The organism is Micromonospora yongxingensis, assembly GCF_052601155.1.
In genome coordinates this window covers 491,827-515,747 of the sequence record NZ_JBQXEO010000002.1, presented here as the reverse complement: position 1 = coordinate 515,747, position 23,921 = coordinate 491,827, and the positions used below count along the sequence as shown (strand labels likewise).

General features: G+C 73.2%; 17 protein-coding genes. 13 read left to right on the top strand and 4 right to left on the bottom strand.

Features of this window, described 5'->3' with window-relative positions:
* Window positions 1-552 precede the first annotated feature (552 nt).
* From ACTWLT_RS05540 to ACTWLT_RS05525, 4 genes are all read left to right on the top strand, one after another.
* Entirely contained in the window at window positions 553-1,329 is a 777-nt protein-coding gene (locus ACTWLT_RS05540; protein WP_445317390.1) for an ATP-binding cassette domain-containing protein, read from the top strand.
* On the top strand, window positions 1,326-3,560 hold the full coding sequence (locus ACTWLT_RS05535) for a YhgE/Pip family protein (protein WP_445317389.1): 2,235 nt from the start codon (window positions 1,326-1,328) through the stop codon (window positions 3,558-3,560). The genes ACTWLT_RS05540 and ACTWLT_RS05535 overlap by 4 nt, the downstream gene beginning before the upstream one ends.
* Window positions 3,561-3,570: 10 nt before the next feature.
* The gene (locus tag ACTWLT_RS05530; protein ID WP_445317388.1) at window positions 3,571-4,164 is read left to right on the top strand and encodes a TetR/AcrR family transcriptional regulator; all 594 of its coding nucleotides are present in this window, start codon (window positions 3,571-3,573) and stop codon (window positions 4,162-4,164) included.
* 93 nt (window positions 4,165-4,257) lie between these two features.
* The gene (locus ACTWLT_RS05525; protein WP_445317387.1) at window positions 4,258-7,782 is read left to right on the top strand and encodes an ATP-binding cassette domain-containing protein; all 3,525 of its coding nucleotides are present in this window, start codon (window positions 4,258-4,260) and stop codon (window positions 7,780-7,782) included.
* Between the two features lie 46 nt (window positions 7,783-7,828).
* Here ACTWLT_RS05525 and ACTWLT_RS05520 read toward each other — a convergent pair whose 3' ends face one another.
* The 4 genes from ACTWLT_RS05520 to ACTWLT_RS05505 form a co-directional block, all read right to left on the bottom strand.
* The gene (locus ACTWLT_RS05520) at window positions 7,829-8,896 is read right to left on the bottom strand and encodes an NADH:flavin oxidoreductase/NADH oxidase (RefSeq protein WP_252416673.1); all 1,068 of its coding nucleotides are present in this window, start codon (window positions 8,894-8,896) and stop codon (window positions 7,829-7,831) included.
* A 73-nt stretch (window positions 8,897-8,969) separates the two neighbouring features.
* Window positions 8,970-10,274 carry a dicarboxylate/amino acid:cation symporter gene (locus ACTWLT_RS05515; protein ID WP_445317407.1) on the bottom strand — a complete coding sequence of 435 codons (1,305 nt, stop codon included), beginning with the start codon at window positions 10,272-10,274 and terminating at the stop codon, window positions 8,970-8,972.
* Window positions 10,275-10,475: 201 nt separating this feature from the next.
* A complete protein-coding gene (locus ACTWLT_RS05510; RefSeq protein WP_445317386.1) occupies window positions 10,476-11,171 on the bottom strand; it encodes a DUF998 domain-containing protein in 696 nt (231 codons plus the stop codon).
* Window positions 11,164-12,129 (bottom strand): glutathione S-transferase family protein, encoded by a 966-nt coding sequence (locus tag ACTWLT_RS05505; RefSeq protein ID WP_445317385.1) that lies wholly within the window; start codon window positions 12,127-12,129, stop codon window positions 11,164-11,166. Before ACTWLT_RS05505 ends, ACTWLT_RS05510 begins: the two co-directional genes overlap by 8 nt.
* Window positions 12,130-12,237: 108 nt before the next feature.
* Here ACTWLT_RS05505 and pcaF point away from each other — a divergent pair, with 108 nt between their 5' ends.
* From pcaF to ACTWLT_RS05460, 9 genes are all read left to right on the top strand, one after another.
* Window positions 12,238-13,443 (top strand): 3-oxoadipyl-CoA thiolase, encoded by a 1,206-nt coding sequence (gene pcaF, locus ACTWLT_RS05500; protein WP_445317384.1) that lies wholly within the window; start codon window positions 12,238-12,240, stop codon window positions 13,441-13,443.
* Between the two features lie 152 nt (window positions 13,444-13,595).
* The gene (locus ACTWLT_RS05495; RefSeq protein WP_445317383.1) at window positions 13,596-14,408 is read left to right on the top strand and encodes an SAM-dependent methyltransferase; all 813 of its coding nucleotides are present in this window, start codon (window positions 13,596-13,598) and stop codon (window positions 14,406-14,408) included.
* A 4-nt stretch (window positions 14,409-14,412) separates the two neighbouring features.
* Window positions 14,413-16,575 (top strand): putative bifunctional diguanylate cyclase/phosphodiesterase, encoded by a 2,163-nt coding sequence (locus tag ACTWLT_RS05490; RefSeq protein ID WP_445317382.1) that lies wholly within the window; start codon window positions 14,413-14,415, stop codon window positions 16,573-16,575.
* 108 nt (window positions 16,576-16,683) lie between these two features.
* Entirely contained in the window at window positions 16,684-17,184 is a 501-nt protein-coding gene (locus tag ACTWLT_RS05485; RefSeq protein WP_252416667.1) for a DUF456 domain-containing protein, read from the top strand.
* A gap of 380 nt (window positions 17,185-17,564) precedes the next feature.
* The gene (locus tag ACTWLT_RS05480; protein WP_445317381.1) at window positions 17,565-19,151 is read left to right on the top strand and encodes an amino acid permease; all 1,587 of its coding nucleotides are present in this window, start codon (window positions 17,565-17,567) and stop codon (window positions 19,149-19,151) included.
* Between the two features lie 157 nt (window positions 19,152-19,308).
* Window positions 19,309-20,673 carry a glutamine synthetase family protein gene (locus tag ACTWLT_RS05475; RefSeq protein WP_445317380.1) on the top strand — a complete coding sequence of 455 codons (1,365 nt, stop codon included), beginning with the start codon at window positions 19,309-19,311 and terminating at the stop codon, window positions 20,671-20,673.
* 54 nt (window positions 20,674-20,727) lie between these two features.
* On the top strand, window positions 20,728-22,140 hold the full coding sequence (locus ACTWLT_RS05470) for an aldehyde dehydrogenase family protein (RefSeq protein WP_445317379.1): 1,413 nt from the start codon (window positions 20,728-20,730) through the stop codon (window positions 22,138-22,140).
* Window positions 22,141-22,145: 5 nt separating this feature from the next.
* Window positions 22,146-22,913, top strand: coding sequence for a 3-oxoacyl-ACP reductase (locus tag ACTWLT_RS05465; RefSeq protein WP_445317378.1), 768 nt, complete (start codon window positions 22,146-22,148; stop codon window positions 22,911-22,913).
* Window positions 22,910-23,665, top strand: coding sequence for a gamma-glutamyl-gamma-aminobutyrate hydrolase family protein (locus ACTWLT_RS05460; protein WP_445317377.1), 756 nt, complete (start codon window positions 22,910-22,912; stop codon window positions 23,663-23,665). The genes ACTWLT_RS05465 and ACTWLT_RS05460 overlap by 4 nt, the downstream gene beginning before the upstream one ends.
* Window positions 23,666-23,921: the final 256 nt, after the last annotated feature.

Sequence of the window (23,921 nt, the reverse complement as noted above, 5' to 3'; positions counted from 1 at the left end):
GGAACGGCATAGGGGTGCAAGCACCTCGTCCGGCGCTTCTCAAACACGGGCGAAAGTCTCACGGCGGCTCACGGGCGGGGGGCTCGTGGCGCCGGGTCTGTGTGTAACGACCGCCGGGCCGGGGTCATTCCGGGGTGCGGCACCCGGTGGTGCGGGTGCTGGTGCGGTCGTTCAGGGGATGTGTAACGACCGGCTATGGCCTGGCATTCCGAGCCTGGGGGTCGGGGCGGCGGGCCGTGGTGCTGCGATCGTCAGGGTATGTAACGACCCCGGGCCGGCCCCCATTCCGGCGCGCGGATGCAGCCGGTCACACGCCGGAGACCCCCGAAATCAGACATCCGGCTCCACACCACTCGATCGCTCCGAGCGAACCAGACCTCGGGGCGGTCGCTGTCATCGGCGCGATACCTCTGAGGCATAAATATGCCTCCGAGGTATCACCCTCACTGCCGCCTTCGGCCCGACCCCTCCCTCACGGCCGACCCGAGCCGACGTGACTATGCTGAACATGTTTTTAGACTGACCAGTCAGTACAGAGATGCAGGTGGAGCAATGGTGGTCCTCGAAGCGAGCGGGCTGGGCCTGCGTACCCGCCGAGGGTGGGTGTTCCGGGACGTCGACCTCACGGCGAACGCCGGGGAGCTTCACGCCATCGTCGGCGCGCCAGGCAGTGGCCGCACCTCGCTGCTGCTCGCGCTGGCGGGCCACTTTCCCACCAGCCGGGGACGGCTGCGGCGGCACGGCCGGGCGGCGCTCGGCCACGTGGCCGGGGTGCACGAACCGGACCCGGAGCTGACGGTCGCCGAGCACATCGCCGAGCGGCTGCTGCTGCTCGGCCGGACGAGCCTGCCGGCCGGATCGGCGACGCGATCCACTCAGCAGGGCCGTCTGCGTGGTGGCCGGCGGATGGTGTCGCTGCGGCACCGGCGGGCGGAGCGGCGGGACGCGGCGGCGGCCGTGATCGAGGGTGCTGGGCTGGGTGCGGAGGTACGGCTCGACCCGGCCAGCCGGGGGAGGGACCTGACCCCGGTGCAGCGGCAGGTGCTGGGCCTGGTGCTGGCCACTCTGAGCGGGCCGGATCTGATCGTCGCCGACGACATCGACGCGGGCACGGACGGGACGGAACGCACCCAGCTCTGGGCCACTCTCGGCCGGCTGGCCGAACAGGGCTACGCGGTGGTGGTCACCGCCCGTGAGGTGGAACCGCGCTCGGTGTCGGTCGTGCACCGGCTCGGCGAGCCGGCCGCCCTCGACCGGGCCGCCGAGCCCGTCGACGCGAACGAAGCCGCCGGGACCGCTGGCACCCATCAGATTGAGGTGAACCGATGAACTCCGTCCGACTGGCCCGGTTCGAGCTGCGCGGGATGACCCGGGGACGGCTGCCCCGGGCCGCGCTGGCCGTGTTGACCGTCATCCCGCTGCTCTACGGCGCGTTGTACCTGTACGCCTTCTGGGATCCGTACGGGAACCTCGACCGGATTCCGGTCGCGTTGGTCAACGCCGACCGGCCGGCGAAGGCCGACGACGGTTCGGTGGTGCACGCCGGGCAGGACCTGACCGACGAGTTGATCGATCGGCGCGTGTTCGGGTGGCAGGTCACCGACGCCGAGGACGCGGCCGCTGGGCTGCGCAGCGGTCGCTACCACCTGGTGTTCTCCATCCCGGCGGACTTCTCCGCCACGCTCGCCGCGAGCCCGGAACCGGGTCGGCCGGCGCACCGGGGCGAGTTGAAGGTGGTCAACGACGACGCCACCAACTACCTGTCGGGGCTGCTCGCCCGCTCCGCGTTCAGCGAGATCAGGGCTGCCGCCGCGGAGAGCACCGCCTCGGGCTACTTCGCCAGGATGCTGGTCGGCTTCACCGACGCCAAGGCCGAGACCGGCCGGGCCGCCGACGGTGCCGCTCGTATCGCCGATGGGCTGGGCAGCTCCGAGTCCGGCGCGGGCCGGATCGCCGACGGGTTGGACAGCTCCGCCTCCGGTGCGGGGCAGGTCGCCGACGGGTTGGACAGCTCCGCCGCCGGAGCCGGCCGGCTCTCCGGCGGCCTGGACCAGAGCGCGCGGGGAGCCGACGAGCTCGCCGCCGGGCTCGACCAGTTGCGGACCGGGGCGGCGCAGTTGGCCGACGGCACCGCACGGGCGGCAACCGCCACCAGGGCGGTCGCCAGCAAGGTGAACGGTGCGGCCGCGACCATCGAACCGGTGCTGCGGGACAACGCCGAGCGGATCGAGGAATCGGCGACGGCCATCGCCGACGGCGCGCAGACGCTCGCCGACGGCCTCGACGCGCTGCCGCAACGGGCGCAGGCGGCTCTGACCCAGGCGCAAAGGGTGCGTGACCAGCTCGACGCCCTGGTCGCCGCGCATCCGGAGCTGGCCGACGACCCGAACGTCAGCGCCGCCCGAACGGCCGCGGCGGCCACCGTCGAGGCGGCCCGGGCCGTCGTGGGTGGCCTCGACGATGCCGACCTGGCGGCGCTGCGGGAACGGATGACCACCGTGGCCGCCACGGCGCGGCAGATCGCCGACGCCGCACCACACCTGGCCGACGACGTGGCTGCGGCGCGCGGCAAGGTCGACGAGCTGGCCGCCGGGCTGGGCACCCTCGCCGACGGCAGCGCCGAGCTGCGCGACGGCCTCGGCGACGCGGCGACCGGCGCCGAGCAGCTGCGCGGAGGGCTGTTCCGGCTGGCCACCGGCGCCCGCGAGCTGGACGGCGGGCTCAACCAGCTCAGCACCGGCAGCGAGCGGCTCGCCGACGGCCTGGTCCGGCTGGAGAACGGCGCCGGTGAGCTGGCCTCCGGGCTGACCCGGCTGGGCGGCGGCGCCGGCGACCTCGCCGACGGCCTGACCGCCGGCGAACAGAAGATCCCCGGGTACGACGACGCGGACGCCCGCGCCGGCATTCTCGGTGACCCGGTGTCGCTGGACCGGTCGACCCGTCACCCGTCCGGCTCGTACGGGGTGGGCTTCGCCCCGTACTTCCTCGGGCTGGCGCTCTGGGTCGGCGCGATGATCACGTACATGTTGCTGCGGCCGGTCAACCGGCGGCACGTGATGTCCGGTGCACCCGCCTGGCGGGTCGCGCTCGCCGGCTGGCTGCCCGCCGCGGCGGTCGGGTTGGCGCAGGCCGGGGTGCTGTTCGCGGTGGTGACGCTGGTGCTCGGGCTGGACCCGGTACGCCACGTCGCGACGCTGGGCCTGCTGGCACTGGTCTCGCTCGCCTTCACGGCGGTCATGCAGTGGCTCGGCGCCCAGCTCGGCGCGGCCGGGCGGCTCGCCGCGCTGGCCCTGCTGATGCTCCAGCTCACCTCCTCCGGCGGCACCTACCCGGTGCAGACCTCGCCCGGCTTCTTCCAGGCGATCCACCCGTGGCTGCCGATGAGCTATGTGGTGGCCGGGCTGCGGCACACCATCAACGGCGGTCCGGTCGGCCCGGTGGTGGTGGGCGTGCTCGTGCTGCTCGGGTTCGGGGCGGCGGCGGTGGCCCTCACCTCCGTCGCGGCCCGCCGCTCGCGCCGTCTCACCCCGGCGAAGCTGCACCCCGAGCTGACCATGTGAGGATGGGCGCGTGACGGACGGACGGTCGAGGCGGCGGGAGGACACCCGTCAGCGCCTCTTCGTCGCGGCGGTGGAACTCATCGCCGAGCAGGGCTTCTCCGCCACCACCGTGGACGACATCGCGGCCCGCGCGGGGGTGGCGAAGGGCACGGTCTACTACAACTTCGAGTCCAAGACCATGCTCTTCGAGGAGCTGCTGCGGCACGGCATCGGCCTGCTCACCGCCGAGTTCCGGGCGGCGGTCGCCGGGCTGCCGCCGCGCGCCGCGCTGGCTGCGCTGGTCCGCGCCGAGCTGGAGTACATCCGCCGGTACCGGGCGTTCGCCCAGCTGCTGCTGTCGGAGATGTGGCGGACGAACAGGGAGTGGCAGCAGACCCTGCGGCTGCTGCGCGGCGAGGCCATCGCGGTGATCGCCGAGACGGTGCGCGCCGGGGTGGACAGCGGCGACCTACCGGCCGACCTGGACGTGCCCACCGCCTCCTCGGCGCTGTTCGGCGTGGGCCTCGTGGTGGCAGTGGACTGGCTGGTCTTCCAACCCGACCGGCCGATCGCCGACGTGCAGGAGGCGCTGCTCGGCATCGTGCGCCGGGTCGCCCAGACCTGACCGGAAACCCTGCTCAGAGCGGGTAAATCGGTTGAGCCGACGGGGCGCGACCGGCACGCTGAGGTCTCCGCCACCCACGTCCGGAGGACACCGATGCGCCTGCTCCGTGATCTGTGGGGCACCTCACCACGCCGCATGACGGTCGTCGCCGTCCTGATCGTGCTCGGTGCCGCCGGCCAGGCGGGCGCGTCGGCGCTGGCCGGCGCGGTGCTGGTGCACCGGTCGGCCGGCTTCTTCGCCGTACTGGCCGCGGCGCTGGTCGCCGCCGTGCTCAGTGACCTCGCGGTGAGCCTGCTGATGGCCGGGCTGACCGCCGACTGGTCCGCCGACGTGCGCCGCCGGCTCTGCCGGGTCGCGTTCGGGCAGGACCTGCCCACCCTGGAGACGACCCCGGTGGGCGAGCTGCTCGACCGCATCGACGGGGACGTCTACCAGGTGGCGTCGGCGGTCCGCAACCAGGTCGCCCGGCTCGCCCAGAGTCTCTGCGTCGGCCTGCTGTCGGTGGTCGTCGCGCTGGTCGTGTGGTGGCCGGCAGGGATCGCGATGCTGCTGCTCACGATGGTGCTGGCGGTCGGGCTGCGCGGGCCCACGGCGCGGATCGGTCCGGCCCGGATGGCCGAGGAGGAGGCGTGGTCGGATCTGGCCGCCGTGATGGAGGAGGCGGTGCACGGGCAGGACGACGTACGCACCAGCCTCGCCCGGCCGTACGTGCTGCGCCTGTACGCGCGGCGCGCTGCCGCCGTGCTGTCCCGGGGCCGCGTGGTCTGGGTGCTGTCCGCCCGGGTGGCCGCGGCCGCGACCGCGACGATCCGGGTGGGCATCGGCGTGGTGGTGCTCGGCGGGGCCTGGGCGTTGGCCACCGACCGTGTCGACGCCGCCCGGCTCACCGCGATCTGGCTGCTCGCGCTGGCCTTCGGGGCCACCGCGGAACACGTGAGCCGGATGGTGCCCGAGCTCCAGGAGGCTCTCGGCGCGTGGGCGCGGGTGCAGTTGCTCCAGGGTGCCCGGCAGGAGCCCGTGGGTGGAGCCAGCCCGGCCGAGGGCGACCTGCGCATCCGCGACCTGACGTTCGGCTACCAGGTGAGCGGCCCGGAGAGCGACCGGGGCTCCGCGCTGCGCGGGGTCAGCCTCACCTTCGCGCGGGGCCGCTCGTACGCGTTGATCGGGCGGACCGGTTCGGGCAAGTCGACGCTGGCGAAGGTGCTCACGAGGGCGGTCGACGTGCCACCGGGTTCGGTGTTCCTGGGCGGCACCGACCTGTGTGACCTCGACGTGGAGCAGCTGCGCCGCTGGGTGGCACTGGTGCCGCAGCGCACCGAGATCCTGGCCGGCACACTCGCCGAGAACGTCGCTCTCTTCGACCCGACGCTGCTCGACGCCGCCGCCCGGGCGTTGGACGAGTTGGGTCTGGCCGGCTGGATCGCCGAGCTGCCCGACGGCCTGGCCACCCGGCTGGGGGAGGGCGGGCACGTGCTGTCCGCCGGTCAGGAACAGCTGGTGGCGTTCGCCCGGATCCTGGTCCGCGACCCGCACGTGGTGATCCTCGACGAGGCCACCGCCCGACTGGACCCGGTCACCGAGGCACGGGTGCAGCGGGCCACCGAACGACTGCTGCGGGACCGGATCGGCATCGTCATCGCGCACCGGCTCTCCTCGGTGCGTCGCTGTGACGAGGTGGTCGTGCTGGCCGACGGCGCGGTGGTCGAGGCCGGCCCGTTGGAGACGTCGACGCGCTTCGCCGAGCTGCTGGCGACCAGTCACGCCGCCGCGTACGCCGCGGCGGCACCGGTCGGCCGCACCGGCGTCGGCACCGACCTGCTGGTCGGCCCCGACCCGGCGGACCCCTGGCCGAGCGGGCCGGTGCCCGCGCCTGTCGAGCCGGTCGCGTCGGCCGACCCGGTCGGGCCGACCCGGGCCGCCCCGCCGCCGCTGCCGCCGGTCCCGCGGGCCCGGACGCTGCGGGAGATCTTCCGGCTCTGCACCAACGATCCCCGGTACGGGCTGGCCGCGATCGTGCTGTTCCTCGGGCTCAGCCTGCTCGGGTTGGACGGCCCGGTGCTGCCGTGGCTCTGGGCCGACCTCGTCAACGGGACCGGCAACCCGTACCTGCCGGCGTTGGGGATCGTGGCCGGGCTGCTGGTCACCCTGCCGCTGCCGTACTACACCCACGTCTGGTTCCCGCAGTGGTGGGTACGGCAGATGCTGCGGATCGGCCTGCGTCTGGTGCACGGCCAGACCGGGCCGCGCCGGGTCAGCTCGCACACGCCGGCCGAGGTGGTGGCGCAGGGCGGTGACACCGAGCGCGTGGTCCAGCTCGCCGACAACGTGCTGGACCAGGCCGTCGCGCTGGTCCTGGTGGTCGCCATGACGGCGGTCACCGGCAGCGTCGTACCGGGGCTGTTCTTCCTCGGCACGATGGTCGTCTCCGGTCTGGCCGCGACGCTGTTCGGGCCGAAGCTGGAACGCGCGGCCCGGGCGACGGTGGCGGCGCGGGCGTCCTTCGCCACCGCGCTGGTCTCCGCGCTGTCCGCGGCGCGGACGGTGAAGCTCGCGGGCGCCACCGCCGCGGTGCTGCGCCACCTGGCCGACCTGGACGTGCTGCGCAGCGACCGGCAGCGGCACGAGATCTCGGTGCAGGTGTGGTCGCGCTCCACGCCGGCGGTGGCCAGCGGGCTGCTGCCGATCGGCGCGTGGGCGCTCTACCTGGCCGGCGGGCTGTCCGCCGGGGCGGTGCTGGTGGCGGTCTCCACCCTGGGGGCGGCCCGCTGGTTCGCCTGGACGACGGCGTCGTTGATCTCCCAGCTGCCGTCCGCGCGGGTCTGGACCCGACGCACGGTGGCGATGACGGGGGCCGACGCGTACTCGGCGGGGGTGCCGGCGGTGGACCTGTCCGCCGGCACGGCGCCCGCGCCGACGCCACCGCCCCGGCATCCGCTGCGCCGGCTGGAACTGCGCGGCTTCGGGGTGGTGCACTCCGACGGCACGGTCGCCGTCCGGGACGTGGACCTGACCGTGCAGCGCGGGCAACTGGTGCTGGTCGTCGGGCCGGTCGGCTCGGGCAAGTCGTCGCTGCTGCGGGCACTGGCCGGGATCGTGCACCACACCGGCGAGCTGTCCTGGAACGGCGACCCGGTCACCGAGCCGGAGCTGTTCCTGCGTCCCAACCAGGTCGGCTACGTCGGCCAGTTGCCCCGGGTGCTCTCCGGCACGGTGGCCGACAACATCGCGCTCGGCCACCAGGTGGACGCGGCCGGGGCGGTCAGCACCGCCCAGCTCGACCATGACCTGGCCGCCGCCGGCGGTGGGCTGGGTCTGCTCATCGGGCACAAGGGCACCCGGCTCTCCGGCGGCCAGCTGCAACGGCTGGCGCTGGCCCGGGCACTCGCGCCGCGTACCGAGCTGCTGGTCGCCGACGACGTGTCGTCGGCGCTGGACGTCACCACCGAACTGGCGTTGTGGCAGGCGCTGCGTGCGCACGGGGTGACCGTCGTGGGCTCGACCGCGAAGCGGGCCGCGCTGGTCCGCGCCGACCACGTGGTGGTGCTGCTCGGCGGCGCGGTGGCGGCCCAGGGGGCCTGGCGGGACCTGGAGGGTGACTGGTCGCACCTGGCCGGTTGACGGCCGGTGGGCGGCTGCCGGCTCGGCAGCCGCCCACCGGTGGCGGTCAGGCGGCGCGGGCGTACTGGGCGGGCCCGGTGTACGCGAGGCCGAGCTTGGCGGCGGCGCGGCGCGGCCAGTACGGGTCGCGCAGCAGTTCCCGGCCGAGCAGGACCAGGTCGGCCTCGCCACCGGCCACGATCTGCTCGGCGTGCTCCGGCTCGACGATCAGGCCGACGGCGCCGGTCGGCACCCCGGCCTCGCGGCGGATCCGGGCGGCCAACGGCACCTGGTAACCGGGGCCGAGCGGAATGCGCGGGTTCGGGTGCGCGCCGCCGGAGGAGGTGTCGACCAGGTCCACACCGGCACCGGCCAGCTCCGCGGCGAGCACGACGCTGTCCTCGGCGGTCCAGCCGCCCTCGACCCAGTCGGTCGCGGAGATCCGGGTGAGCACCGGTACGTTCTCGCCGACCGTCGCGCGTACCGCCCGGGCCACCTCCAGCGTGAGCCGCATCCGGCCGGCCCGGTCGCCGCCGTAGGCGTCGGTGCGGTGGTTGGTCAGCGGCGAGAGGAACTCGTGCAGCAGGTAACCGTGCGCGGCGTGGATCTCCACGGCGGCGAAGCCGGCGTCCAGTGCCCGCCCGGCGGCGGTGGCGAACGCCTCGACCACTCCGGCGATCCCGGACGCGTCGAGGGCCGTCGGCACCCGGTAGCCGGCGACGAACGGCTCCACCCCCGGAGCGACCGGCGTCCAGCCGCCCTCGGAGTCCGGCACGCCGCCACGGACCGGGGCCCACGGCCGGTAGGTGGACGCCTTGAAGCCGGCGTGTGCGAGCTGCACGGCGGGCACCGCGCCCTGACCGGCGACGAACGCGGTCACCGGCCGCCACGCGTCCACGTGCGCGTCGGACCACAACCCGGTGTCCTGGGGGCTGATCCGACCCTCCGGCACCACGGCGGTCGCCTCGGTCAGCACCAGCCCGACCCCGCCGACGGCACGGGTGCCCAGGTGGATCAGGTGCCAGTCGGTGGGCAGGCCGTCCGGCCCGGCCGAGTACTGGCACATCGGGGCCATGGCGATCCGGTTGGGCAGGGTGACGGCGCGCAGGGTCAGCGGCGTGAACAGGGAACTCATCTCGGCATCCTCTCGGAAAAGCCCGCGACGGGCCTCTCGCGTGAGAGGCCCGTCGCGGACTCGTGCGCGGTGGTCAGGCGGGGACGGGGCTGAGCTCGTCCTGCCGCTCGGGCCGGGTGTCGGCGACCGGCTCCGGGTCGGTCAGGTCCCGCCGGCCGGCGGACTCGTACGCGGCCCGGTCGAGGGTGCCCTCCCGGGCGGCGACCACGGTCGGCACCAGTGCCTGCCCGGCCACGTTCGTGGCCGTGCGGATCATGTCCAGGATCGGGTCGATGGCCAGCAGCAGGCCGGCGCCGGCCAGGGGCAGGCCCAGCGTGCTCAGGGTGAGGGTGAGCATCACGATCGCGCCGGTCAGACCGGCGGTGGCCGCCGAGCCGACCACCGAGACGAAGGCGATCAGCAGGTAGTCGGTGACGCCGAGCTGCACACCGAACACCTGCGCCACGAAGATCGCGGCGAGCGCCGGGTAGATGGCGGCGCAGCCGTCCATCTTCGTGGTGGCGCCGAACGGCACGGCGAACGAGGCGTACTCGCGGGGCACACCGAGCCGCTCGACGGAGCGCTGGGTCACCGGCATGGTGCCCACCGAGGAGCGGGACACGAAGGCCAGCTCGATCGCCGGCCAGGCGCCGGCGAAGAAGCGCAGCGGGTTGAGCCGGCCGGCGAGGATCAGCACCAGCGGGTAGACCACGAACAGCACGAGGGCGCAGCCGACGTAGACGGCGGTGGTGAACTTGGCGAGGGGGGCCAGCAGGTCCCAGCCGTACGAGGCGACGGCGTTGCCGATCAGGCCGAGGGTGCCGATCGGGGCGAGCCGGATGACCCACCAGAGCGCCTTCTGGACGATCTCCAGCAGTGAGCGGTTCAGCGCCACGAACGGCTCGGCGGCGTCGCCGACCAGCAGCGCCGCGGCACCGACCACGAGGGCGAGGAAGACGATCTGGAGCACGTTGCCCTCGACGAACGCGCCGACCGGGTTGGTGGGCACGATGCCGGTGAGGAAGTCGGTCCAGGAGCCGGTGTTCTTCGGCGGTGTCGCGCCACCCAGGTCGAGGGTCACGCCGCGGCCCGGGTTGGTGAGCAGGCCGAGGCCGATGCCGATGCCGACCGAGATCAGCGCGGTGATGCCGAACCACAGCAGGGTCTTCAGCGCGAGCCGGGCGGCGTTGGCCACGCCACGCAGGCTGACCACGCTGACGACGATGGCGGTGAAGACCAGCGGCGGCACGGCCAGCTTGAGCAGCTGGACGAAGAGGCCGCCGACGGTGTGCAGGGTGCTGGTCAGCCAGCTCAGGTCGTTGCTGCGGGCGAGGAAGCCGAGCGCCACGCCGAGCACGAGGCCGAGCAGGATCTGCACGGAGAAGGGAATCTTGCGCAGGCCGAAAGGCATGAGGATCTGTCCAATTGTCTGGTCTGGTCGGGGGTAGGCGTGAAAGCGCGGCTACGCCGGACAGACGCCGCTGGCCTGCAGTCGGAGATCGACATACAGGCGGACGGTGAGGCCCCAGACATTGGTCATCGCTCGCCGACGATACGCCGACGGTCGGCTATTGGAAGGTGCCGATCGGCGTGACGCTCCTTACATGCGCCCGCCGTCCGAGCGTCCGGAGGGTGCCCTCACCGGGGCGAGGGCGAGCACGGTGGCGGTGGCCAGGCCCCACAGCGTCGCGAGCGCGAGGATCAGCCGCTCCAGCACGCCCACCACGTCGCCGCGCCCGACGACGAGCATGGCCAGCCCGACCGCGGCGCAGAGCGGGAGCGCCAGCGTTGCGGCCCCGCCGGCCAGCCGGCGCACCGCCGGGCCGACCGACCCGGACACGGCGAGCGCGACCATCGCGAAGACCACCGCCGCGGTCGCCGCGATGCTCGCCCCGCCGTGCACCAGGTCAGCCGCCGTGGATCGCTCGAACGGCGGCAGCGGGCAGCCGGCGGAGCAGGTCACCGCCCCGGACACGGCGGAGGACACGGCACCGACGGCGAGCAGCGCCGGCGCCGCCGCCCACACCCCGGTGGGCAGCGCCGCGGCGAGCAGCAGCAAAGCGCCGGCCAGTGCCAGGATCCCGATCCGGTACGTCGTGGCGTGCCCGCTGCCCGCGATGCCCGCCTCACTGACGTACCCGGTGAGTGCCGGGTCGGGACCGGCGAGCACCGCGACCGTCACCGCGACGGCCCCGGCCAGCGTGCAACCGGCGGCGGCCGACGCGGCGACCCGGCGTGCGACGTCCGCGCGGACGGCGGGCGCGGTCGTGGTGCCGGGCCGATTGGGCTCAGCCACGCCCGTGCGGCGTGGTCCAGCCGGCCTCGTCGGGACCGAGCGGCACGATGCCCGTCGGGTTGATCTCCCGGTGGGTGCCGTAGTAGTGCCGCTTGATGTGGTCGAAGTCCACCGTCTCGCCGAAGCCCGGGGTCTGGAACAGGTCCCGGGCGTACGCCCACAGCACCGGCATCTCGGTGAGCTTCTGCCGGTTGCACTTGAAGTGCCCGTGGTAGGCGGCGTCGAAGCGGACGAGCGTGGTGAACAGCCGCACGTCGGCCTCGGTGATCGCGTCGCCCATCAGGTACCGCTGCCCGGCCAGCCGCTCGGACAGCGCGTCCAGCCGGGCGAAGAGCGCCCGGAACGCCTCGTCGTACGCCTCCTGGGAGGTCGCGAAGCCGCACCGGTACACGCCGTTGTTGACGTCGGTGTGGATCTCGGCCATCAGCGCGTCCATCTCGGGGCGCAGGTCCGCCGGGTACAGATCCGGTGCGTCGGGCGCGTGCAACCGCCGCCACTCGGTGGAGAAGTCGAGCGTGAGCTGCGGGTAGTCGTTGGTGACCACGCGACCGGTCAGTGTGTCGACGAGCGCCGGCACCGTCACCCGGCCGGTGTAGTCCGGGTCGGTGGCCAGGTACGCCTCGGAGAGGAAGCTGACGCCGAGGACCGGGTCGAAGCCGTCCGGGTCGAGGGCGAACGCCCAGCCCCGCTCGTCCCGGATCGGGTCGACGGTGCCCAGCGAGATCGCGTCGTCCAGCCCGAGCAGGCCCCGCACGATCCGGGCGCGGTGCGCCCACGGGCAGGCGCGGCACCAGATCAGGCGGTAGCGGCCGGCCTCCAGCGGCCAGCGGTCCTGCTCGTCGGGGCCGCCGCCGGGCGGGGAGGTCGAGTCCGGTGTCACCCGGCCGGTGAACCGGTTGGGCTGGCGGACGAACGCACCACCGCCGCTGGTCTCTGCGCTGAACTGGGCCCGGGCCATGCCGTCAACCTATCCGCTGCCGACGCGGATATCCTGGCCCTCGGTAGCCCACCCGACCCCGGTGGGTGCCACCACCCCCCCCGCCGCCCCCACCCCGAAGGACTCGCGATGACCGTGGCATACCTGGTGGCCGGTGTCCGCACCCCGATCGGCCGGTACGCCGGCGCGCTGGCCGGCGTCCGCCCCGACGACCTGGCCGCGCACGTGATCCGCGAACTGGTCGCCCGGCACCCGTCGGTGGACTGGGCCCGGGTGGACGACGTCGTGCTCGGCTGCGCCAACCAGGCCGGCGAGGACAACCGCAACGTGGCCCGGATGGCGGCGCTGCTGGCCGGCCTGCCCGAGGAGGTCCCGGGCAGCACGGTCAACCGGCTGTGCGGCTCCGGGCTGGACGCGCTGGCCACCGCCGCTCGGTCCATCGTGGCCGGGGAGGCGGAGCTGGTGGTCGCCGGCGGCGTGGAGAGCATGAGCCGGGCGCCGTTCGTCATGCCGAAGGCCACCTCGGCGTACTCCCGCTCGGCCGAGGTGTACGACACCACCCTGGGCTGGCGGCTGGTCAACCCGCTGATGCGGGACGGCTGGGGGATCGACTCGATGCCGGAGACGGCGGAGAACGTCGCCGCCGAGTACGGCGTCAGCCGGGCCGATCAGGACGCCTTCGCGTACCGGTCGCAGCAGCGCGCGGCCAAGGCGCAGGCCGACGGCCGGTTCGCCGAGGAGATCGTGCCGGTCTCCGTGCCGGCAGGTCGCCGGGAGACCCGGCTGGTCGAGGTCGACGAGCATCCCCGGGAGACCTCGCTGGAGAAGCTGGCCGCGCTGCCCACCCCGTTCCGGGAGGGCGGCACCGTGACCGCCGGCAACTCCTCGGGGGTCAACGACGGCGCGGTCGCGCTGCTGGTGGCCGGTGAGGCCGCGGTCGCCCGGTACGGCCTCACCCCGCTGGCCCGGATCGGCGGCGCGGCGGCGGCCGGTGTGCCGCCCCGGATCATGGGGATCGGCCCGGTGCCGGCCACCCGCAAGCTGCTCGACCGGGCCGGCGTCGAGGTGGGCGCGGTCGACGTGATCGAGCTGAACGAGGCGTTCGCCGCGCAGTCGGTGGCGGTGCTGCGGGAGCTGGGCCTGCCCGTGGACGCCGAGCACGTCAACCCGAACGGCGGGGCCATCGCACTGGGCCACCCGTTGGGTGCCAGCGGCGCCCGGCTGGCGCTGACCGCGGCCCTGGAGCTGCGCCGTCGCGGCGGCCGTCGGGCGCTGGCGACCATGTGCATCGGGGTCGGGCAGGGCATCTCACTGCTGCTGGAGTCGGCGAGCTGAGCCCGGAAAGAGCCTGAAGGGATCTCCCGGACGCGGCAGTCGGCGGCCTAGAGTGGTCCACACCACACGACCCGCGGGTCGGCCGGTGGTCGTGCGCGCCCGCCGACGCCGGTGCCGTCCCGCGCCGCGGCGATGAACTGGGGAGCACGCTCATGCCGGACGCACTGCCGACCGAGATCGATCTGACCAGGCCGAGCGCGGCCCGGGTGTACGACTATTTCCTGGGCGGTGCGCACAACTTCGAGATCGACCGGCAGTTGGCCGAGCAGATCGCCAGCATGACCCCGAACCTCGCCGCCACCATGCGCTCCGGCCGGGAGTTCCTGCGCCGGGCCGTCCGGGCGCTGCTCGATGCCGGCATCGACCAGTTCCTCGACATCGGCTCCGGAATTCCCACCGTGGGCAACGTGCACGAGGTGGCCCAGGGGGCGAACCCCAAGGCCCGGGTGGTCTACGTCGACATCGACCCGGTGGCCGTGGCGCACAGCCGAGAGCTGCTCGCCGGCAACGAGCTGACCGGGGTGATCCACGCCGATCTGCGCGAGCCCGAGCGGATCCTCGCCGAGACCCGACGGCTCGGGTTGATCGACTTCAGCCGGCCGATGGGCATCCTGCTCGCCGGGGTGGTGCACTTCGTCCCCGACGCCGACCGCCCCGAGGACATCCTGGCCACCCTGCGGGCCGCCGCCGCGCCCGGCAGCTTCCTGGTCGTCTCGCACTCCACCTTCGAGGACCAGCCGCAGGAGATGCTGGACGCCCAGCGGCTCTCCGCACGGACGGACACCGAGATCACGCTGCGCTCCCGCGCGCAGGTGACCGGCTTCTTCGGCGACTGGACGATCCTCGAACCGGGCGTGGTGCACATGCCGCTCTGGCGTCCCGACTCACCGTCGGATGTGGACGAGCACCCCGAGCGGTTCGGCGCGTTCGGGGCAGTCGCCCGGTACGACCAGCCCGCCGGCTGATCCCGTGGCCGCCGTCCCGGATCCCGTCGGGGTCGACGTCGGCCGTGCCGATGCCCAGGGCTACGCCGCCGACTGGGCCCGCGCGGTACGCCGCCTCGGTTTCGTGCCGCACAGCGCGGCCGAGATCGAGCGGCTGCTGCTGGTGCACACGGTACGGCTGGCCCAGGCGGTACGGGCCGAGCCGTTCTCGGCCCGTCCCGCCGAGGAGGTCGGTCGGGCCCTGGTGGAGGCGCACCTGACCGAGCCTCGGGCGCTGGAGTGGTCGCTGCGCGCCCTCGGTGAGGACTTTCCCCGCCGGGTGCTGGCCGCCGACGACCGGCCCGCGGACCTGACCGAACGGATCGCGGCGGTGCAGGGCGGGCTGGCCGCCGGGTTCGCCCGCGCGCTGCGCGACCGCACCTTCACCCAGCAGGAGCGGATCGCCCGGTCGGCCTGGCAGGCGCGCGACGAGGTCGAGCAGGCGTTGCGCGACAGCGAGGCGCGGTTCCGGGCTGTCTTCACGGGTGCCGCGATCGGGATCGGCATCGCCGGGGTGGACGGCCGGATCATCGACGTCAACCAGTCGTTCGCCGACATGCTCGGCTACTCGATCGAGGAGCTGCGCGACACCAACGTGGCGGGGCTGTTCCACGCCGACGACGCCGCCGGGATGTGGGAGCTGTACCAGGAGCTGATCGAGGGTAAGCAGGACTCGGTCCGGGTGGAGAAGCGCTACCACCGCAAGGACGGCAGTGTGGTGTGGACGGATCTGGCGGTCTCGCTGATCCGCCACGACGACGGCCGGCCCCGGTTCACCGTGGCGATGATCGAGGACATCACCGAGCGGTACGAACTCCAGCAGCGGCTGCGCTTCCAGGCGCTGCACGACCCGCTGACCGGGCTGCCCAACCGGACGCTGTTCTTCGAGACGCTGGGCCGGGTCCTGGACACCGCCGGGCCGGGTCGGCGGGTCGGCGTGTGCTTCCTCGACCTGGACGGCTTCAAGGCGATCAACGACAGCCTGGGCCACGATCTCGGTGACCGGCTGCTGGTGATGATCGCCCGGCGGCTGGCCGCGTGTGTGGCCGACCACGGCCACCTGGTCGCCCGGATGGGCGGCGACGAGTTCGTCATCCTCGTCGACGGCGGGGACGACATCGACGACGCGGTGGCCGTGGCGAAGGCCGCGCTGGCCGCCGTCGCCGCCCCGATGCACGTCGGCGACCAGCAGTTGGCCGTCTCGGCGAGCGTCGGCATCGTGGAGTGCCCGGCCGGGGAGACCACCGCCTCGGAGCTGATGAAGGCCGCGGACACGACGCTCTACTGGGCCAAGGCGGCGGGCCGGGGCCGGTGGGCCGTCTACGACCCGGAGCGCAGCGCCCGGGACATCGCCCGGTCGGCGCTGGTCGCCGGGCTGCCGGCGGCGCTGGACCGGGGCGAGTTCGTGCTGCACTACCAGCCGATCGTGTCGCTGCTGGAGGGCACCATGCTCGCGGTGGAGGCGCTGGTCCGCTGGGAGCATCCGGAGCTGGGTCTGATCGGGCCGGACCGGTTCATCGGCCTGGCCGAGGAGACGGGGCTGATCGTGCGGCTCGGTGAGTGGGTGCTGCGGCAGGCCTGCCGGGACGCCGAGCGGTGGCGGCAGGAGTTCCCCGACGCCCGGCTGGTGGTCAGCGTCAACCTGGCTGCCCGACAGGCCGACGACCCGGCGATCGTGGACACCGTGGCCGACGCGCTGCGGACCACGGGCCTGCCGGCGGAGCTGCTCCAGCTGGAGCTGACCGAGAGCGCCGTGATGGGCAGCACCGACGAGCCCCTGCGCAGCCTGCACCGGCTGGCGGCGCTGGGTGTCCGGCTGGCGGTGGACGACTTCGGCACCGGGTACTCCAACCTGGCGTACCTGCGGCGGCTGCCGATCCACTGTCTGAAGCTGGCCGGGCCGTTCGTCGAGGGCATCCGCGCAGACGGGACGGACATCGCGGCTGACCACCGCGACGAGCGGATCGTGGACGCGCTGGTCCGCCTGGCGCACGCGCTGGAGCTGTGGGTCACCGCCGAGGCGGTGGAGACCGGGGTGCAGGCGGAGCGACTACGGGCGCTGCGCTGCGACACCGGGCAGGGGCGGTTCTTCGGCGCGCCGGCCCCGGCCGAGACGATCACCGCCCGGCTGGCTCTGGCGATGGCGTGATGCCTGTCGGCGGGCCGGGGCGCCGGCTGGCTGTGCGGCGGCCGGCGGCGTGAGCGGGGGATCCGTCCGGCCGGGTGGGCCGCGACGGTGGCGACGGAAGGTGGCGGCGTGGACCTGACGGACTCGCAGACGGCGGTGACCGTGGTGGCCGCGCTGGCCATCCTGGCCGGGTTGGCGGGCGTGGTGGTGCCCGGCCTGCCGGCGCTGCCACTGTGCTGGGGCGGCGTGCTGCTCTGGGCGATCTTCGGCGGCGCCGGCCCGGGCGGATGGGCGGTGTTCGCCGCCGCGACGCTGGTCGCCGCCGGCGGCACCGTGATCAAGTACGCGTGGCCCGGGCGGAACCTGAAACGCACCGGCGTGCCGACGTCCACGCTGCTCGCCGGCGGGGTGCTCGGAATCGTCGGGTTCTTCGTGGTGCCGATCGTCGGGCTGGTGCTCGGCTTCGTCGCCGGGGTCTGGGCGGCGGAACGGCTTCGGCTGGGCAGCAACCAGCTCGCCTGGCCGTCCACCGTGCAGGCCCTCAAGGCCGCCGGCCTGTCGATGCTGGTGGAGTTCCTCGCCGGCTTGATGATCGCAGCCCTCTGGACAACCGGCCTCCTCCTGACCTGACCCCTCCTTTCACCCCGGTTGATCAAGAGGTTCGCGTCATATCCCGGGTCGCGCCTGACGCAGACCTCTTGATCACGAGGGGAAAGGGAGGGAAAGAGAGAGGGGAGGGCGGGCGCGGGGCACTTTTGGGTACGGCTGATGCCGTAGGTGAGAGAGAGGTGTGCCCCGCGCCGCCGCGGTGCCGGGCGTCCGAGTGCCCGGCGGGGGCCCGTCGCGAACGGGCCTGGTCACGAGGTCAAGGATGCCGTCCGGGCTGGCCGGGCGGCAACGCAATTAGCCGAGCCGGCGGTGAGATTCCCACCGACTACGTATTGACCGTCTTGATCGACGGGACGACACTTTGCCCACTCGCACGCGGAACCACCTCAGGGAGGTGTGCAGTGGCAACGACCCCCGTGCCAACCGCCGAGCAACCGATGGACGACGACGCCCGACGGCTCGCCGAACTCGGCTACAAACAGGAGCTGCGCCGCAAGTGGAGTGGCTTCTCCAACTTCGCCATCTCTTTCTCGATCATCTCGATCCTGGCCGGCTGCTTCACCACGTTCGGCCAGGCGTGGAACAACGGCGGTCCGGTCGCCATCTCCTGGGGCTGGCCGCTGATCTCGCTCTTCATCCTGATCATCGGCTTCTGCATGGCGGAGCTGGTGTCGGCGTACCCGACCGCCGGCGGGATCTACTGGTGGGCGGCGACCATGGGCCGCCCGGTGCACGGCTGGTTCACCGGCTGGTTGAACCTGATCGGCCTGGTGGCGGTCACCGCCTCGGTCGACTACGGCTGCGCCACGTTCCTCAACCTCACCCTGTCGGCGCTGTTCGACGGTTGGGCGGGCACGCTGCGTCAGGCGTTCGTCCTCTTCGTGATCATCCTGGTGCTGCACGGGCTGATCAACGTCTTCGGGCACCGGATCATCGACGTCCTGCAGAACGTCTCGGTCTGGTGGCACGTGGCCGGGGCGGCCGTCGTGGTGGCCATCCTGGTCCTCGTCCCGGACAACCACCAGAGCTTCCAGTTCGTGTTCACCGAGCGGTTCAACAACTCCGGCTTCGGTGACGGGGACACCGGCGGGCTGATCTTCTGGTTCTACGTGTTGCCGCTGGGCTTCCTGCTCACCCAGTACACGATCACCGGCTTCGACGCCTGCGCGCACGTCTCCGAGGAGACCCGGGGCGCGTCGCAGGCCGCCGCGCGAGGGCTCTGGCAGTCGATCTTCTACTCGGCGGTCGGTGGCTGGATCCTGCTGTTGGCGTTCCTCTTCGCCGCCACCGACGTCGAGGCGGTCAACGCCGCCGGCGGCTTCTCCGGCGCCATCTTCGAGTCGGCGCTGACCCCGGTCTTCTTCAAGATCGTCATCATCATCTCCACCATCGGGCAGTTCTTCTGCGGGATGAGCTGCGTGACCTCGATGAGCCGGATGGCGTACGCGTTCAGCCGCGACCGGGCGGTGCCCGGATGGCGACTCTGGTCCACGGTGGACCGCAACGGCACCCCGGCCAACGCGATCATCGGTGCCACCCTGGCCGGCCTGGTCCTCACCCTGCCGGCGCTCTACGAAAGCTCCGCCGGCATCCCGATCGCCTTCTACGCGGTCGTCTCCGTCGCGGTGCTCGGGCTCTACCTGTCCTTCCTCATCCCGATCGCACTACGGCTGCGCATGGGCGACCGGTTCGTCCCCGGCCCGTGGACGCTCGGGCGGAAGTACAAACTGCTCGGCTGGATCGCGGTCATCGAGATCACGGTCATCGCGGTCTACTTCGTGCTGCCGATCGTGCCCGCCGGTGTGCCCGGCAACGACGGGTTCACCTGGTCGGCGGTGAACTACGCGCCGCTGGCCGTGGGCGGGGTGCTGCTCGTGGTCGCCGTCTGGTGGTACGCCTCGGCTCGGAAGTGGTTCACCGGCCCGGTGCGTACCGTCGAGGACCGCTCGCCGGCGCCCGACCCGGCGCCGGTCGACGGGCCGGGCTGACCCGGACGTCCCGGTCCGCCGCGCGGCGGGCCGGGACGCGGTACGGCCCCGGCCCGCCGCCTCCGCACATCCGGGCGATCCCGTTTGCGGGGGTGACCGCAGCGGGCATTGACGATGATCCGCTCGACCGGTAGACCTTGGTGATGGAGGCCCGCGAATGAGGAAAGCTCCGCTCACGCTGGAACAACTGCGGGTCGCCGTCGCCGACGGTGAGATCGACACGGTGGTGCTGGCCCTCGTCGACATGCAGGGCCGCCTCCAGGGCAAACGCTTCCACGCTCCCTACTTCCTCGACCAGGTGGTGGCCAACGGCAGCGAGGGCTGCAACTACCTGCTCGCCGTGGACGTCGACATGAACACCGTCGACGGGTACGCGATGTCGAGCTGGGAGAGCGGCTACGGCGACTTCGCGATGGTGCCGGACTTCGGCACCCTGCGCCGGACGCCCTGGCAGCCCGGTTCCGCACTGCTGCTGGCCGACCTGGCCTGGCTGGACGGCTCCGGCGACGTGGTCGCCTCGCCCCGACAGATCCTGCGCCGCCAGTTGGACCGGCTGGCCGGGCACGGGCTGACCGCGTACGCGGGGACCGAGCTGGAGTTCGTGCTGTTCCGTGACTCGTACGAGGACGCCTGGCGCCGGGGGTACCGCGACCTCACCCCGGCCAACCAGTACAACGTGGACTACTCCCTGCTCGGCACCGCCCGGGTCGAGCCGCTGCTGCGCCGGATCCGCACCGAGATGGCCGGCGCGGGGCTGACCCCGGAGAGCGCCAAGGGTGAGTGCAACCTCGGCCAGCACGAGATCGCCTTCCGCTACGACGAGGCGGTGGCCTGCGCCGACCACCACGTGATCTACAAGAACGGAGCGAAGGAGATCGCCGCCCAGGAGGGCATGGCGATCACCTTCATGGCCAAGCCGAACGAGCGGGAGGGCAACTCCTGCCACATCCACTTCTCGCTGCGGGACCGCACCGGGGCCTCGGCGATGCTCGGCGACGGCCCGGCGCACCTGTCGTCGACCGGGCGGCGGGTGCTCGCGGGGCTGCTGGCCACCATGCGGGAGTTCAGCCTTCTCTTCGCCCCGAACATCAACTCCTACAAGCGGTACCAGCCGGGATCGTTCGCGCCGACCGCCCTGCGCTGGGGGGTGGACAACCGCACCTGCGCGCTGCGGGTGGTCGGGCACGGGCAGGGGATGCGGGTGGAGAACCGGGTGCCCGGCGCCGACGTCAACCCGTACCTGGCGATCGCCGGCCTGGTCGCCGGCGCGCTGCACGGCATCGACCGCGAACTGGAGCTGGGCGAGGAGTGCGCCGGCAACGCGTACGACGACCCGGAGGCCGAGCGGGTGCCCGGCACCCTGCGGGAGGCCCTGGCCCTCTGGGAGTCCTCTGCGGTGGCCCGGGAAGCCTTCGGCGACGAGGTTGTCGCCCACTACGCCAACCAGGCCCGGGTGGAGATCGCCACCTTCGACGCCGCCGTGACCGACTGGGAGCTGACCCGTGGCTTCGAACGGCTCTGACCCACCCCCATCCCCCGCGATCTTGCACTTTGGGTCGCTGGTGTGCGGTGAATCATGGCTTTTGTCGCGGCAGCAACCGCACGATCGCGCGGAAAAGGGGTGGGTGGGGGCGTGACTCTTGTTGTGGATCCGGCTTCCGGGGAGGGGTTTCGGGAGGTTGCCGGGGCGTCGGTGGCGGAGGTCGATGCCGCGATCTCGCGCGCGGCGACCGCGTTCGAGGCGTGGCGGGGGGTGGCACCGGGGGATCGGGCGCGGCTGTTGCGGCGGTTCGCCGCGATGGTGGACGCGCACCTGGACGAGCTGGCCGCACTGGAGGTCCGCAATTCCGGGCACACGATCGGCAACGCCCGCTGGGAGGCCGGCAACGTCCGGGACGTGCTCGACTACTACGCCGGAGCGCCGGAGCGGCTGACCGGCCGGCAGATCCCGGTGGCCGGCGGGCTGGACGTCACCTTCCACGAGCCGCTCGGTGTGGTCGGCGTGATCGTGCCGTGGAACTTCCCGATGCCGATCGCCGCCTGGGGGTTCGCTCCCGCTCTCGCCGCCGGCAACACGGTCGTGCTCAAGCCCGCCGAGCTGACCCCGCTCACCGCCCTGCGCCTCGCCGAGCTGGCCCGCGAGGCCGGCCTGCCCGAGGACGTGTTCGTCGTCGTCCCCGGCGAGGGCGCGGTGGTGGGCGAGCGGTTCGTCAGCCACCCTGCCGTCCGCAAGATCTGCTTCACCGGGTCGACCGAGGTCGGCACCCGGATCATGGCCGGCTGCGCCGCCCAGGTGAAGCGGCTCACCCTGGAGCTGGGCGGCAAGAGCGCGAACATCGTGTTCGCCGACGCCGATCTGGAACGCGCCGCCGCGACCGCGCCCGGCGCGGTCTTCGACAACGCCGGCCAGGACTGCTGCGCCCGCTCGCGGATCCTGGTCCAACGACCGGTGTACGACCGGTTCCTGGCACTGCTCGAACCCGCGGTGCGGGCGGTGCGGGTGGAACACCCGGCCCGGGACACCGCCGAGATGGGCCCACTGATCTCCGCCGGGCAGCGGGACCGCGTCGCCGACTACGTGGCCGACGCGCGGGTCGCGTTCACCGGCTCCTGCCCCGACGGCCCCGGCTTCTGGCACGCCCCGACCGTGCTGCTGGCCGAGTCGCCGGCCGACCGGCACTGGCGGGAGGAGATCTTCGGCCCGGTGGTCTCGGTGCTCCCGTTCGACGACGAGGCCGACGCGGTCCGGCTCGCCAACGACACCGAGTACGGCCTCTCCGGCTCGATCTGGACCCGGGACGTCGGCCGCGCGCTGCGCATGGCCCGTGCGGTCGACTCGGGCAACCTCAGCGTCAACTCGCACTCCTCGGTGCGCTACTGGACCCCGTTCGGCGGGATGAAGCGCTCCGGGCTGGGCCGGGAGCTCGGCCCGGACGCGTTGCACGCCTTCACCGACGTCAAGAACGTGTTCATCGCGACAGAGGAGTGACGCCTGTGCAGGGTCGGTTGCAGGACCGGGTGGCCGTGGTCACCGGAGCGGGCAGCGGCATCGGGTTGGCCACCGTCCGGCGGTTCGCCGCCGAGGGTGCCCGGGTGGTCTGCGTGGACATCGACGCGGCGGCCGGCGAGCGGGCCGCGCAGGAGTGCGGCGGCGAGTTCGTCGCCACCGACGTCGCCGACGAGGCGGCGGTGCGGGACCTGTTCGACGGGGTTGCCGACCGGCACGGCCGGGTCGACATCGCGTTCAACAACGCCGGCATCTCCCCGCCGGACGACGACTCCATCCTGGACACCGGCCTGGACGCCTGGGAGCGGGTGCTGCGGGTCAACACGACGAGCGTCTACCTCTGCTGCAAGTACGCGATCCCGCACATGCGCCGTCAGGGCAAGGGGTCGATCATCAACACCGCCTCGTTCGTGGCGCTGATGGGCGCGGCGACGTCGCAGATCGCGTACACCGCCAGCAAGGGCGGGGTGCTGGCGATGACCCGGGAGCTGGGTGTGCAGTTCGCCCGCGAGGGCATCCGGGTCAACGCGCTCTGTCCCGGCCCGGTGGCGACCCCGCTGCTGCTGGAACTCTTCGCCGCCGACCCGGAGCGGGCCGCCCGTCGTCTGGTGCACGTGCCGATGGGCCGGTTCGGGCAACCGGAGGAGATCGCCGCCGCGGTGGCGTTCCTGGCCAGCGACGACGCCTCCTTCATGACCGCGGCGCAGTTCGTGGTCGACGGCGGCATCACCGGCGCGTACGTCACCCCGCTGTGACCAGGCCGCTGATCGGGATCAGCGCGTACGTCGAGCCCGCCGACTGGGCGGCCTGGCGGGCCGTGCCGGCCGTGCTGGTGCCCGAGGCGTACGCGCGGGCGGTGCGCGCCGCCGGCGGTCGCGCGGTGGTGCTGCCGCCCGACGACGAGGACGGCGACGTGGTGGGGGTCCTCGACGGGTTGCTGCTGGCCGGCGGTGCCGATGTCGGCCCTGGCCGGTACGGCCAGCCGCCCGACCCGCGCACCGAGGACCGGCCGGACCGGGACGCTGGCGAGCTGACCCTGCTGGCCGCCGCGCTCGACGCCGATCTGCCGGTGCTGGGCGTCTGCCGGGGGATGCAGTTGCTCGCCGTCGCCTACGGCGGCACCCTGCACCAGCACCTGCCGGACGTGGTCGGTCACGAGGCGCACCGCCCGGCGCCCGGTGTCTACGGCGCGCACCCGGTGCGGTTCGCCCCGGGAAGCCTGGCCGCGACGGTGCTGGCCGGCGTCGACGAGGTCAACTCGTACCACCACCAGGCGGTTGCCGACCCCGGGCGGCTCAGGGTCACCGGCTGGGCGGCGGACGGGGTGATCGAGGCGGTCGAGGACCCGCGCCGGGCGTTCGTGCTGGGCGTGCAGTGGCATCCGGAGAACGAGGCGGACCCGCGGCCGATCGCCGCGCTGGTGCGGGCCGCCGGCCAGCGACCGTCGGGCACACCCGTGGCCGCGCGCAAGGATCACGAGGGTCGCGCGGGGCTCTCGACGACCTGACTCGCGGCCGCGCCCAGGTGTGACGTACGTCGCTTCACCGTGCCCGGATCGCGCCGATATTCTGCGCCTCGACGCACTGCCCAAGATCCGTCGGCGACCCGGCCGAGCAGCACTGTTGCGGTGACCGGGAACGGGCGCCGACTCCCTGCCCGCCGATCACTGTCGGGTGGCCGACGGGGTGCGGCGGGCTAAACAGCGTCGGGCGGGCGGCATGCGTTACGTTGCTCGTCCACCTGGGTACAAGTCCGAACACGGC

Bases quoted from the DNA above. Each gene is read 5' to 3' on its own strand.
- ACTWLT_RS05535 (WP_445317389.1), top strand. From the start codon at position 1,326: ATGAACTCCGTCCGACTGGCCCGGTTCGAGCTGCGCGGGATGACCCGG.
- ACTWLT_RS05540 (WP_445317390.1), top strand. From the start codon at position 553: ATGGTGGTCCTCGAAGCGAGCGGGCTGGGCCTGCGTACCCGCCGAGGG.
- pcaF (WP_445317384.1), top strand. From the start codon at position 12,238: ATGACCGTGGCATACCTGGTGGCCGGTGTCCGCACCCCGATCGGCCGG.
- ACTWLT_RS05470 (WP_445317379.1), top strand. From the start codon at position 20,728: ATGGCTTTTGTCGCGGCAGCAACCGCACGATCGCGCGGAAAAGGGGTG.
- ACTWLT_RS05475 (WP_445317380.1), top strand. From the start codon at position 19,309: ATGAGGAAAGCTCCGCTCACGCTGGAACAACTGCGGGTCGCCGTCGCC.
- ACTWLT_RS05520 (WP_252416673.1), bottom strand. From the start codon at position 8,896: ATGAGTTCCCTGTTCACGCCGCTGACCCTGCGCGCCGTCACCCTGCCC.
- ACTWLT_RS05495 (WP_445317383.1), top strand. From the start codon at position 13,596: ATGCCGGACGCACTGCCGACCGAGATCGATCTGACCAGGCCGAGCGCG.
- ACTWLT_RS05525 (WP_445317387.1), top strand. From the start codon at position 4,258: ATGCGCCTGCTCCGTGATCTGTGGGGCACCTCACCACGCCGCATGACG.
- ACTWLT_RS05505 (WP_445317385.1), bottom strand. From the start codon at position 12,129: ATGGCCCGGGCCCAGTTCAGCGCAGAGACCAGCGGCGGTGGTGCGTTC.